Below are 12,322 nucleotides of genomic sequence, written 5' to 3' on the forward strand. Positions count from 1 at the left end.
CGAACCCGATCGCCGCGGGTCGTACTTCCGGCCGAGGGACAACGGCCCCGTCCTGCTTAGGCTCGTGGCGTGATCCGCCTGTTCCGCTGGGTCCGGCGGCACCTCGGGCTGGTCGTCGAGCTGGCCGCCTACGGCTTCTGGCTGCTCGCCGACCTCGTCCTCACCGCCACCGGCTCCACGCCCCTCGCCCTCGTCCCGGCCGTCGTCGTCCCGGCGATCGTGCTGCTGCGCCGCAGGCCGCAGGCGCGGCTGGTCCCGACCGCGACCGCTGCCGTCTCCGTGTCGGTCCTGGCCTCGGTGCTCGCGCGGACTCCCCTCGCGCTGCTCGCGCCGGTGGGCAGCACGGTCCTCACGATCTCCCTCGCCGAGCAGTTGGCGCTCGCCGTCGTCGTCGTGCTGGTGCTGCACCGCTGCGAGCTGCGCGCGGCGCTGGTGCTCACCGCGGTCGCGGCGGTGGCGATCGTCGGCTCGCCGATCCTGCGGATGACCGACACGGACGCGGACAACTTCAGCGTGCTGTCCGCGCTCGGCTGGGGCGGCGCGGTCGCGATCGGGCTCGTCCTGCGCGAGGTCGACACCCGCCGCCGGGCCGCCCTCGACGACGTCCGCTCCGCCGAGCGCATGGAGCTGGCCCGCGAGCTGCACGACGTCGTGGCGCACCACGTCACGGGCATCGTCGTGGCCGCGCAGGCCGCTGCCGTGGTGGCCCGCACCTCGCCCGACGACGTCGACCGGGCGCTGAGCGCGATCGAGAGCGCAGGCACCGACGCGCTGACGGCGATGCGGCGCATGGTCGGTGTCCTGCGCGGGCAGGACGCCGAGGGTGCCCGCACGCCGGGGGCCGAGCTGCGCGAGGTGCCGGCGCTCGTCGCCCGGTTCGACCCCGACGGGAGGCTCGTCCGCCTCGCGACCGACGCCGGGCTGGAGCACGCGGTGCTGCCGCCCGGGGTCGCCGCGACCGGCTACCGGGTGGTGCAGGAAGCTCTCACCAACGTCCGCCGGCACGCACCCGAGGCCGCGACCGTCGAGGTGGACGTCCGGATCCGCGAGGAGGCCCTGCTGGTGTCGGTGCGCAACGACGGTGTCCCGTCCGGTCCCGTGGGACCGCGGACGGGCAGCAGCGGCTTCGGGCTGGCCGGCATGGGCGAACGCGTCGCGGCCCTGGACGGCGCGCTCGCCGCGGGGCCGACCGCGCCGGGTGTGTGGACGGTCTCCGCCCGGCTCCCGCTGCGAGGTGCGCGGTGACGGCACCGAGGGTCGCCCCGCAAGCACCGCTGCGGGTCCTGCTCGCCGACGACCAGGAGATGGTCCGCACCGGTTTCCGGCTGATCCTCTCGGCCGAGGACGGCGTCGAGGTGGTCGGCGAGGCCGGCACCGGCGTCGACGCGGTCACGCTCGCGCGCGAGCTGCGTCCGGACGTCGTGCTGATGGACATCCGGATGCCGCTGCTGGACGGGCTGGAGGCCACCCGCGCCCTCACCGCGGACCCGGAGCCGCCGCGCATCGTCGTCGTCACGACGTTCGACCTCGACGAGTACGTCTACGGGGCCCTGCGTGCGGGCGCGTGCGGCTTCCTGCTCAAGGACGCCGGCCCCCGGCTGCTGGTCGAAGCGGTCCGGGCCGCCGCGGCGGGCGACGCCCTGGTCTCCCCGTCGGTCACGGTACGGCTGCTCGAGCACCTGGCGGCCCGCCCGGCCGTCGCCACTCCCGCCCTGCCCGACCCGCTCTCACCCCGCGAGCTGGAGGTCGTCCGCGCCGTCGCCCGCGGCCGCACCAACGCCGAGATCGCGGCCGAGCTGTTCGTCTCGCTCTCCACGGTCAAGACGCACCTCACGAACGTGCAGGCCAAGCTGTCGGCCCGCAACCGCGTGGAGATCGCCGCCTGGGCGTGGGAGCACGGCCACGTGCGCTGACGCGACTCACGCACACCCAGACCCCGACTCGCGGAGGTGTGGCGTCGCGCCCCCCACCCGCGAGTCGGGGTCCGACGGCGTGCGTGTCGCGCTCAGGCGTCCTCGGCCTCCTGCGTCGCCGGATCCCAGGAGAGGCCGGGGACGCCCCAGCCGTTGCGCTTGAGCATCTTCTTCGCGGCGCGCTGGTTGCGGCCGACCAGCCGGTCCACGTAGAGGAGGCCGTCGAGGTGGTCGGTCTCGTGCTGGAGGCAGCGGGCCAGGAACCCGCGGCCCTGCACCTCCACGGGGGCACCGTCGGCGTCGACCCCGGTGACCCGCGCCCACCCGGCCCGGCCGGTGGGGAAGCTCTCGGCGGGGACGGAGAGGCAGCCCTCCTCGTCGTCCTCGGGGTCGGGCATCGTCTCGGGCCGCACCGAGATCTCCAGCACCGGGTTGACGACCACGCCACGCACCCGGGCACGGGTTTCCTCGTCGGGGCAGTCGTAGACGAACAAGCGCCGGTCCACGCCGATCTGGTTGGCCGCCAGCCCGACACCGTCGGCGGCGGCCATCGTCTCGAACATGTCCTCGACCAGCGCCTTCAACCCGTCGTCGAACGCCTCGACGGGCCGGGTGGGGCGGTGCAGGACGGGATCGCCGATGATGCGGATGGGTCGGACGGGCACGGTGACCGACCCTACTGCGCGCCGATCCACCCCATCGGGGCAGCGCGTCCCTGCACGGTTCGTGTCGGCCGCGCGTGGTTGAATGGTCGACGCGAATCACAGGCGTGTGATTCGTCGTGAGCGAGGCCATCGAGGAGCGTGATGGAGTCGGCCACCGAACCCATCGAGAGCCTTCCCGCAGCAGGGGCGGCCGGTGCCCTGGAGCGCCGGGAGCGCGAGATCCTCGCCTTCGAGGCCCAGTGGTGGAAGTACGCGGGCGCCAAGGAACAGGCGATCCGCGAGCTCTTCGACATGTCCGCCACGCGGTACTACCAGATCCTCAACGCCCTCGTCGACAAGCCGGTTGCCCTCGCGGCCGACCCGCTGCTCGTCAAGCGGCTGCGCCGGTTGCGTGCCAGCAGGCAACGCACGCGCGCGGCGCGTCGCCTGGGAATCGAGCCCTGGTGACGGCAGCATGATCGGAAACCGGGTCGCTCCGGCACCCGGCCACTGATCGAACCACCCACCGCATTCGGAGGCCAGCGTGACCGAGCTCGCGACCGTCGATCGGTTCCGGCCGTGACCACGCCCTCTTCCGGTGGCGGCCCCACCCCTCTACGCGTCGGTGGCCTGGCCCTGATCGGGGTCGCGGTCGTCGCCGCGATCATCGGTCTCGCCGGCCTCGCCGCGACCGGCGATCCCACGCCCACGGCCGCGCCGCAGCCCGAGACCACGACCACCGCACCGGCCCCCGAGGCCGCGCCGCCACCGGTCCTCCCGCCGCCGCCCGTTCCCACGGACGAGAACGGCGTCCCCATCCCGTCGTTCGGTGAGCCGGCGCCGGGTGAGCCCGCACCCGGTCAGCCCGCGCCCGGCGAGCCGGCACCCGGTCAGCCCGCACCCGGCGAACCCGCACCCGGTCAGCCCGCACCGGGAGCACCCGCGCCCGGTCAGCCCGCGCCCGGTCAGCCCGCCCCCGGTCAGCCCGCCCCCGGCGAGCAGGCCCCTGGCGGCCCCGGCCCGGAGGCACCGGCACCGGCACCGGCACCGGGCGAGCAGGCTCCGCCGGAGCCCGCTCCCGCACCCGCGCCCGCTCCCGCACCCGGGGGCGGACCCGAGGCCCCGGGCGCGCCGGGTGATCCCGGCGCCCCCGGGCCGCCCGCACCCGGCCCTGCCGAGCGCGGCAGTGGCAGCGGCAGCGGTCCCGCGGTACAGGGCCGCGTCGGTGGCGGCGGTGGCGGTGCGGGCAGCGCGAACGACGGCGTCGCGCGCATGCCGCTGCGCGTCTACAACAACAGCACCGTCTCGGGTCTCGCCGCGCGCGCCGCGGAGGACTTCCGCAATGCGGGCTGGCCGATCGACGTGGTCGCGAACTACCCGCAGGGCGTCATCCCCACCACCACGGTCTACTTCCGGCCGGGCACGGACGAGGAGGCGGCGGCCAAGGCGCTGGGCGAGCGGTTCGGGATGCGCGTCAACCCGCGCTTCCCGGGGCTCGAGGACGCCAGCCCGGGCGTCATAGTGATCGTCACGAACGACTACGGCCGCTGACGGCCCGCGTCAGGACGAGCGGCGGTCGGCGTAGGCCCGCAGTTCGGCGAGCTGCACCGGGTCGAGCGACGCCGGTACGGCGGAGCGGGCCGCCGCGATGTGCGCGCCGGTCACCTCGCTGGCGTCGCGTGACTCGCGCATCGCGGTGAGCGCCGCTTCCCGCAGCACCGCGGTGCAGTCCGCCGCCGAGTAGCCCTCCAGCTCGGCGGCCAGCGCGTCCAGGTCGACGTCCGGGGCGAGCGGCGTGTGCCTCCCCGCGGCCCGCAGGATCGCGGCGCGCGCGGCGGCGTCCGGCGGCGGCACGTAGACGAGGCGCTCCAGGCGGCCGGGGCGCAGCAGGGCCGGGTCGATCAGCTCGGGCCGGTTCGTGGCACCGACGACGATCACGTCGCGGCGCGGCTCGGCCCCGTCCAGCTCGGTGAGCAGGGCGGCCACCACCCGGTCGGCCACGCCGGAGTCCGACGACTGCCCGCGCCGCGGCGCCAGCGCGTCGACCTCGTCGAGGAACACGAGCGCCGGGGCGGCGTCGGCGGCCTTGCGGAACAGCTCGCGCACCGCCCGCTCGGACTCGCCGACGTACTTGTCGAGCAGCTCGGCCCCCTTGACCGCGAAGACGTTGAGCTGGCCGGTGCCGGCGAGCGCGCGGAGCAGGAACGTCTTGCCGCACCCGGGCGGCCCGTAGACGAGCACGCCGCGCGGGGCGGCGACGCCGAGCCGGGCGAACGAGTCGGGGTACTGCAGCGGCCACAGCACCGATTCGGTGAGCGCCTGCTTGACCTCGGCCATGTCGCCGACCTGGTCGAGCGTGACACCACCGGTCTGCAGCGTGTCCGAGGAGGACATGGAGATCGGGCGCACCGAGCCGACGGCGTCGAGCAGGTCCTGCTGACCGATCTGCGGCTCACCGTCGCTCCCGGAACCGCGAGCGGGGTGGCGCAGGGCGGCCTGCACCGCGGCTTCCCGCCGCACGGCGACGAGGTCGGCCGCCACGAAACCGGGCGCGCGCTCGGCCACCGATTTGAGGTCGACGCCGTCGGCCAGCGGCACGGCGGCCAGCAGGCGGCGCAGCAGCTCGGAACGCGTACGCAGGTCGGGCAGGGCGAGGCCGAGCTCGCGGTCGACCACATCGGGCGCGCGCAGCCGCGGGTCGACCGACTCCGGCGAGGCCGTGGTCGCGACGAGCACCAGCCCCGGCGTGGCCACCGCGGCACGCAGCGCGTCCAGCACGATCGTGGCGAGCGGTGGCGGCGACGCGGCCGGGAGCAGCGCCTCGACGTCGGTGACGACCAGGACGGTGCGGGTGCCGGCGGCGGCCGAGGCCCGGGCCCTGCCGGCCACCTCGTGCACCCGCTGCGACGCGGTGCCCGCCTCGAGCGCGGCCACGGTCGGCGCGGCCAGCTCCACCGTGGTGGCGCCGACCGCCGCGGCCGTGCTGCGCACGAGCGTCAGCTTCCCGACGCCCTCCGGCCCCACGACGAGCACGCCGAGCCGGGGGGTGCCACCGAGCCGGGTGAGCAGCTCGGGCCGGTCGAGCGTGAGCTCCAGCCACTCCACGAGCTTGCGGGCGGCATCGGTGTTGCCGACCAGGTCGTCCACGGGCACCGCGGGCTCCGCGGGGGCGTCGGACACCACCGGCGCCGAGCGCGCCGTGCCGGGCGTCGGAACCGGCGTCTCGACCGGCGGAGCGCCCGTCGTCACCCCGCCCTGCCAGCCGACGACGGTGCTCGGGCGCACGGCCACCGCTCCGGCCGGCTCGACGGCGGCCACCGTGAGCAGCTCGGTGGTCCACGCGCTCCCCAGCGCACCCGAGACGCGCTTCCGGGCGGCCGGCGCGTCCAGGCCGGGGGCAGGCTCGACGTCCTGCGGGAGCAACGACACCGCGTCCCCACCCGTGACGACCTTGCCGACGAGCGCGAGCCGCACCGTCTCCGGGGTGAGCGCCGCCCGCGCCAGCCGTGACCCGGTGAGCAGGACGCGCCGCGCCGCCTCCACCTGCCCCGGCGCCACCACGACCGCGGCCCCGTCGGCCAGCCCGGCGTTGGACAGCGTGACGTCGTCCAGCGTGGCCTGGCCCGGCGGTCCCTCCGAGGGTGCGACGAGCGCCGTGGTCACCCGCGCCCCGGTCAGCGTCACCGCATCCCAGGAGCGCAGACCGAGCGCGTCGATGACCTCGGGGTGCAACCGGACGACGCCGCGCCGCGCGTCCGCCGCAGATGCGGCGAGCCGGGCGACCAGAGTGATGGAGGGGACCACGACGCAGACGCTATCGAGGCCTCCCGCCCCGACTCGCGCACACCACACCCCGACTCGCGCATCGGAGGATGCGGTTCAGCGCCGGCGGGCGCGGCGCAGACCGAGGCGGAGGCGGTTGCGCGAGGGTTGGCGCGCGGACTGCGCGGCCGGGCCGGGGGCGCGGCCGTTGCCCGGGCGGGCGGCGCGCTGCATGGCCCCGGCCGGGTCGTCGCCGAAGCGGCGCACGGCGGCGGCGACGGCGCTGGCCCGCCCGGCGACGCGGCGACGCAGCGGCGACCGGAGCCCGAGCCTGCGGGCCGACCGGGCCGCCCGGGCGATGGCCCGGCGCTCGCGGACGGGCACGCCCCACGCCTCGGGATGCTTGGTGAGCCAGCGGTGCCGGTGGACGGTGTAGGGGATCAGGCCCAGATAGGCCAGCGACCCGATGGCCAGGCCGAGGAACGGCACGGTGATCAGCACCGCTGCGGCGAGGCCGACGAGGACGAGCAGCGGCGCGATGTAGTTCGCCGGCACCCGCACGCTCTTGAAGGACACGGTCGGCAGCCTGCACACCATGAGCCCCGCGACGACGAGCGCCCAGACCGCCACCAGCGGGGCCGCCGACCACCAGCCGGGCCCGAAGTGCAGCTCGGCGTAGAGCGGGATGCCGGCCGACATGGCCGCGGCGGGCGCGGGCACGCCCACGAAGAACTCCCGGGTGAACGGGAACTCGTCCTCCTCGTCGATGAGCGTGTTGAACCGCGCGAGCCGCAGCATCATGCAGACGGCGAACACGAGCGCGACGATCCAGCCGTACCGGTTGCCTTCGAGAGCCCAGATGTAGAGGACGAGCGCGGGCGCCACGCCGAACGAGACGAGGTCGGCGAGCGAGTCGAGCTCGGCCCCGATCCGGGTGGTGGCATCGAGCATCCGGGCGAGCCTGCCGTCCAGCGCGTCGCACAGCGCCGCCGCCCCGACCGCCGCGACGCACAGCTCGAACCGCCCGCTCAGCGCGAAGTACACGGCGGACAGGCCCGAGCACAGCGCGAGGACGGTGACGGCGTTCGGCAGCAGCCGCACGCTCGCGGGGTAGTTCCTCGCGGGGTAGTTCGGAGCGGGCATCAGGCGGTCCCGGGAAGTGCGGCGAGCACGGTCTCTCCCCCGATGGTGCGCTGCCCGGGCGCCACGGCCACCCGCGAGCCCGGCGGCAGGTAGACGTCGACCCGCGAACCGAACCGGATCAGGCCGTACGTCTCTCCCGCGGCCACCTCGTCGCCGGGCGCGACGTCGCAGACGATGCGACGGGCGAGCAGCCCGGCGATCTGGACGACGCCGATGCGCGCGCCGTCACCGGTCTGGAGCAGCAGCGCGTTGCGCTCGTTGTCCTCGCTGGCCTTGTCGAGGTCGGCGGAGAGGAAGGTGCCGGGGCGGTAGGCGACATCGAGCACGCGCCCGTCGACGGGGATGCGCTGCACGTGGACGTCGAGCACGGACAGGAACACGCTCACCCGCGGCACCGGCTCCCGCGGCAGGTCCAGCTCGGCGGGCGGCGGGACCTCCGACACGGTGGCAACCGTGCCGTCGGCCGCGGCGAGCACGACCCCGGTGAGCGGCGGGCGCACCCGGCGCGGGTTGCGGAAGAAGAGGGCGGTGGCGGCCGTCGCGAGCGCACCGGCGACGGCACCGCGGCCGGTGGCGGCCCGGACGAGGGCGGCCGCGCCGGCGACCGCGGCCACCAGGGGGCGGCCACCGGGGTGCATCGGCGGGATCGAGGCCCGCACCAACCCGGCGACGTGCGGCAGGGACAGCGAGGGCGTCGGGTCGGGCATGGGAGTGGATCGGCTCCTCCGGCGTGGCGGCCCGGTCGGGCCGCAGGGGCGGCGGTTACGGTACGCCCAGGGGAGGTGGCCGACGACGGCAGCGGTCACCGTCTGCCACATCGCCGTCACGTGGAACGGACCGGCACCACGCAAAGGGCCGGGGCCGCCATCCCCCGAGACGACGACCCCGGCCGTGGAACCGCTCGTCCGCTCCCCAGCGACGGGCGGTAGGTCCAGTGCGTGTGGCCCGGTTACCCGGTCCGTGGTGAAAGTATCCCCGAGCGTACGTTCGATCGTCCAGGTCACACGGTGAGGAACCGCGCGATGTGCACCGATCGGCCGAACACTCACCAGTAAGACGCTCCGATGGCTCCGAACGTTGCCCACTCGGTTTGTGATCCCTGACACAATCTACTGGACGGGTCAGCCTTCGAGCAACCATGTCTCCACGCTCGCGCCCTCGGCGAGTTCGGTGACGTCCTCCGGAACCGCCACGAGACACTCCGCCCGCGCGAGCGATCCGAGCAGGTGCGATGCCGGCCCGCCGAGCTCCCGTACGGTGCCGCGCACGGCGTCCAGCACCCCGCGGCGGAACTGCCGGCGGCCGGACGGGGACGTCCAGTGCTCACTCAGCGTGGCGGTCACGACCGGCCGGTCCGGGTGCGGGTGGCCGAGCGCGGCACGCAGCGCCGGCCGCACGAAGACCTCGAACGAGACGTGCGAGCTCACCGGGTTGCCCGGCAGCGTCACGACGGCGACGCCGCCCGGGTCGGTCAGCCGTCCCGCGCCCTGGGGCCCGCCGGGCTGCATCGCGACCTTGACGAACTCGACGCCCCGGCCGGTGAAGGCGTCCTTGACGACCTCGTAGGCGCCTGCGCTCACACCCCCGGACGTGAGGAGGAGGTCGACGGGCCCGTCGGCGAGGCGTTCGCGCAGCCTGCCGAGGAACTGCTCGACGTCGTCGGGGACGAAGCGGAGCAGCTCCGCGCTGCCCCCGGCGTCCTCGACCGCGGCGGCGAGCATCGGCCCGTTCGACTCGTAGATCTGGCCCGGCTGCAGCGGGGTGCCCGCGGCGACGAGCTCCGAACCGGTGGACAGCACGAGCACGCGGGGCCTGCGCCGCACGGGGACGGTGGCGCATCCGACCGCGGCGGCGACCCCGATCTGCGGGGCCCCCAGCACCGTCCCGGCGGACAGGACGACGTCGCCCGCGCGGACGTCCTCCCCCGCGCGTCGCACGTGGGCTCCCGCAGCCGGCGCCGCGGACAGCCGCACCCGATCGAGGCCCGCGTCGGTCTGCTCGACGGGCACGATCGCGTCCGCACCCTCGGGCACCGCCGCCCCCGTCATGATCCGGTGCGCCGTACCGGGCCCCAGCGCGGGGACATCGGTGCGGCCGGCCGGGATGTCCGCGGCCACCGGGAGTTCGACGGGCGCGGCGGCCGTGGCACCCGCCAGGTCGGCGGCGCGCACGGCGTAGCCGTCCATCGCGGAGTTGTCGAACGAGGGAAGGGCCACGGCCGCGACGACGTCGGCGGCCAGCACGCGCCCGCGCGCCAGCCCGACCGGGACGTCCTCCGACGGCATCGGGGCCAGCAGCGCGGCGACGACCGCGCGGTGCTCGTCGACCGTTCTCGGGGTGCTCACCACGAGTGGACATCCTGCCCGACCGCCCTTTTCGGGCCCGGACGACGTGTCGGATCTGGGGTAGCGTCGGCCACGTCGGAACAGCACGATGCGCGAGCGGCGACGCACGGGCAGCACAGCAACATGGAGGTGCCGTGGCCCAGGGCACGGTCAAGTGGTTCAACGCGGAGAAGGGCTTCGGCTTCATCGCCACGGACGGCGGGCCGGACGTCTTCGTCCACTACAGCGCGATCCAGTCGGAGGGTTTCCGCACCCTCGACGAGGGCGACCGCGTGGAGTTCGAGACCACCGCGGGGCGGGACGGCCGCAGCCAGGCCGACGCCGTCCGCCGGATCTAGCGGAACCGCTCGATCCACAGCAACGCGTCACACGGGGGGACCGGCCGGGCCGGTCCCCCCGACGTGCGTCCGGACCCGGCCGGTCGCCTTGCACTCGCCTGCCCCGAGTGCTAAAACCGGGGTTGGCACTCGGCACGGTAGAGTGCCAATCGTCGAGCGGGTGAGATCGGCGCAGGGTTGCCGGTCGTCCGTCGCGGGCGCCGCGTTCGACGCGAGACTTTCGGGTCATCCCAATCGGAGGACTACACCCCCATGGCGAAGATGATCGCTTTCGACGAGGAGGCGCGCCGCGGGCTCGAGCGTGGCATGAACACCCTCGCCGACGCCGTCAAGGTGACGCTCGGCCCGCGCGGCCGCAACGTGGTGCTGGAGAAGAAGTGGGGCGCGCCCACCATCACCAACGATGGTGTGTCGATCGCCAAGGAGATCGAGCTCGAGGACCCCTGGGAGAAGATCGGGGCCGAGCTGGTCAAGGAGGTCGCCAAGAAGACCGACGACATCGCCGGTGACGGCACCACCACCGCCACCGTGCTCGCGCAGGCGCTGGTCCGCGAGGGCCTGCGCAACGTCGCCGCGGGCGCCAACCCGATGTCGCTCAAGCGTGGCATCGAGAAGGCCGTCGAGGCCGTCTCGCAGCAGCTGCTCAAGACCGCCAAGGAGGTCGAGACCAAGGAGCAGATCGCGGCCACCGCCTCGATCTCCGCCGCCGACAAGGCCATCGGCGACCTGATCGCCGAGGCCATGGACAAGGTCGGCAAGGAAGGCGTCATCTCCGTCGAGGAGTCGCAGACCTTCGGGCTCGAGCTCGAGCTCACCGAGGGCATGCGCTTCGACAAGGGCTACATCTCGCCCTACTTCGTCACCGACGCCGAGCGCATGGAGGCGGAGCTCGACGACGCCTACGTGCTCCTCGTCAGCTCCAAGATCTCCACGGTCAAGGACCTGCTCCCGCTGCTGGAGAAGGTCATGCAGGGCGGCAAGCCGCTCGTGATCATCGCCGAGGACGTCGAGGGCGAGGCCCTGGCCACGCTGGTCGTCAACAAGATCCGTGGCACCTTCAAGTCCGTCGCCGTCAAGGCCCCGGGCTTCGGTGACCGCCGCGAGGCGATGCTGGCCGACATGGCCATCCTCACCGGTGGCGAGGTCATCTCCGAGAAGGTCGGCCTCAAGCTGGAGAACGCCGACCTGGGGCTGCTGGGCCGCGCCCGCAAGGTCGTCGTCACCAAGGACGAGACCACCATCGTCGACGGTGCGGGCGACGCCGACCAGATCGCCGGCCGGGTCAACCAGATCCGCGCCGAGATCGACCGCACCGACTCCGACTACGACCGCGAGAAGCTCCAGGAGCGCCTGGCCAAGCTCGCCGGCGGCGTCGCGGTCATCAAGGCCGGAGCGGCCACCGAGGTCGAGCTCAAGGAGCGCAAGCACCGCATCGAGGACGCCGTTCGCAACGCGAAGGCGGCCGTCGAGGAGGGCATCGTCGCCGGCGGCGGCGTCGCCCTGATCCAGGCCGGCGCAGGCCTCTTCGAGGGCCTGGGCCTGGACGGTGACGAGGCCACTGGCGCCAACATCGTCAAGGTCGCCCTCGAGGCTCCGCTCAAGCAGATCGCGATCAACGCCGGCCTCGAGGGTGGCGTCGTCGCGGAGAAGGTCCGCGGCCTGCCCGCGGGCGAGGGCCTGGACGCGGCCACCGGCGAGTACAAGGACCTGGTCAAGGCCGGGATCATCGACCCCGCCAAGGTCACCCGCTCCGCCCTGCAGAACGCCGCCTCCATCGCGGCGCTGTTCCTCACCACCGAGGCCGTCATCGCCGACAAGCCGGAGAAGAACCCGGCCCCGGCCGGGGGCGACCCGACCGGCGGCATGGGCGGCATGGACTTCTGAGTCCACTCCACCCGCAGTACCGCACGTCCCGCAGGGGCGGCACCCACTGTCACACCAGACAGGGTGCCGCCCCTGCGGCGTCTCGGCCGAGACGACCACGCGCGCCCGAGCAGCCCGCGAGTCGCCGCCTCCGGTGCGCGAGTCGGGCCCTGCGGCGCGCGAGTCGGGTCGCCAGCGTCCGGGAGCGGTTTCGCGTCGCCAAGTCGACGCCGGCGGGGCGAGGGCGCCAAGATCCGAGGTATCGGTTGCTCATCGTCGTGACGACAGCAATGAGCAACCGATACTCCGGATCT

General features: G+C 74.5%; 11 protein-coding genes. 6 read left to right on the plus strand and 5 right to left on the minus strand.

Annotation, left to right across the window (positions count from 1 at the left end):
* Positions 1-69: 69 nt before the first annotated feature.
* Both CFP66_RS07695 and CFP66_RS07700 read left to right on the plus strand, forming a co-directional pair.
* A complete protein-coding gene (locus tag CFP66_RS07695; RefSeq protein ID WP_094921770.1) occupies positions 70-1,245 on the plus strand; it encodes a sensor histidine kinase in 1,176 nt (391 codons plus the stop codon).
* On the plus strand, positions 1,242-1,913 hold the full coding sequence (locus CFP66_RS07700) for a response regulator transcription factor (RefSeq protein WP_255413826.1): 672 nt from the start codon (positions 1,242-1,244) through the stop codon (positions 1,911-1,913). Before CFP66_RS07695 ends, CFP66_RS07700 begins: the two co-directional genes overlap by 4 nt.
* A 92-nt stretch (positions 1,914-2,005) precedes the next feature.
* Here CFP66_RS07700 and CFP66_RS07705 read toward each other — a convergent pair whose 3' ends face one another.
* Positions 2,006-2,578, minus strand: coding sequence for a peptide deformylase (locus CFP66_RS07705; RefSeq protein ID WP_094921771.1), 573 nt, complete (start codon positions 2,576-2,578; stop codon positions 2,006-2,008).
* Between the two features lie 141 nt (positions 2,579-2,719).
* Here CFP66_RS07705 and CFP66_RS07710 point away from each other — a divergent pair, with 141 nt between their 5' ends.
* Entirely contained in the window at positions 2,720-3,025 is a 306-nt protein-coding gene (locus CFP66_RS07710; RefSeq protein ID WP_094921773.1) for a DUF3263 domain-containing protein, read from the plus strand.
* Positions 3,026-3,136: 111 nt separating this feature from the next.
* Entirely contained in the window at positions 3,137-4,108 is a 972-nt protein-coding gene (locus CFP66_RS49060) for a LytR C-terminal domain-containing protein (protein ID WP_094921774.1), read from the plus strand.
* Positions 4,109-4,117: 9 nt separating this feature from the next.
* On the opposite strand, the gene CFP66_RS07720 is transcribed toward CFP66_RS49060, so the two are convergent.
* The 4 genes from CFP66_RS07720 to glp all read right to left on the minus strand — a co-directional run bounded on the left by CFP66_RS07720 (position 4,118) and on the right by glp (position 9,807).
* Positions 4,118-6,361 carry an AAA family ATPase gene (locus CFP66_RS07720; protein WP_094921776.1) on the minus strand — a complete coding sequence of 748 codons (2,244 nt, stop codon included), beginning with the start codon at positions 6,359-6,361 and terminating at the stop codon, positions 4,118-4,120.
* A gap of 75 nt (positions 6,362-6,436) precedes the next feature.
* The gene (pssA, locus tag CFP66_RS07725) at positions 6,437-7,462 is read right to left on the minus strand and encodes a CDP-diacylglycerol--serine O-phosphatidyltransferase (RefSeq protein ID WP_094921778.1); all 1,026 of its coding nucleotides are present in this window, start codon (positions 7,460-7,462) and stop codon (positions 6,437-6,439) included.
* Complete coding sequence (locus CFP66_RS07730; protein WP_094921779.1) at positions 7,462-8,169, minus strand: phosphatidylserine decarboxylase; 708 nt, start codon at positions 8,167-8,169, stop codon at positions 7,462-7,464. The genes pssA and CFP66_RS07730 overlap by 1 nt, the downstream gene beginning before the upstream one ends.
* A 414-nt stretch (positions 8,170-8,583) precedes the next feature.
* The gene (glp, locus tag CFP66_RS07735) at positions 8,584-9,807 is read right to left on the minus strand and encodes a gephyrin-like molybdotransferase Glp (RefSeq protein WP_255413827.1); all 1,224 of its coding nucleotides are present in this window, start codon (positions 9,805-9,807) and stop codon (positions 8,584-8,586) included.
* Between the two features lie 134 nt (positions 9,808-9,941).
* On the opposite strand from glp, the gene CFP66_RS07740 reads away from it, so the two are divergent.
* A complete protein-coding gene (locus CFP66_RS07740; protein ID WP_094921781.1) occupies positions 9,942-10,145 on the plus strand; it encodes a cold-shock protein in 204 nt (67 codons plus the stop codon).
* Between the two features lie 252 nt (positions 10,146-10,397).
* Entirely contained in the window at positions 10,398-12,029 is a 1,632-nt protein-coding gene (gene groL / locus CFP66_RS07745) for a chaperonin GroEL (RefSeq protein WP_094921782.1), read from the plus strand.
* The last annotated feature ends 293 nt before the right edge of the window (positions 12,030-12,322 follow it).

This window comes from Pseudonocardia sp. MH-G8 (assembly GCF_002262885.1).
Classification (GTDB): Bacteria; Actinomycetota; Actinomycetes; order Mycobacteriales; family Pseudonocardiaceae; genus Pseudonocardia.

Bases quoted from the DNA above. Each gene is read 5' to 3' on its own strand.
- pssA (WP_094921778.1), bottom strand. From the start codon at position 7,462: ATGCCCGCTCCGAACTACCCCGCGAGGAACTACCCCGCGAGCGTGCGG.
- CFP66_RS07710 (WP_094921773.1), top strand. From the start codon at position 2,720: ATGGAGTCGGCCACCGAACCCATCGAGAGCCTTCCCGCAGCAGGGGCG.
- groL (WP_094921782.1), top strand. From the start codon at position 10,398: ATGGCGAAGATGATCGCTTTCGACGAGGAGGCGCGCCGCGGGCTCGAG.
- CFP66_RS07730 (WP_094921779.1), bottom strand. From the start codon at position 8,169: ATGCCCGACCCGACGCCCTCGCTGTCCCTGCCGCACGTCGCCGGGTTG.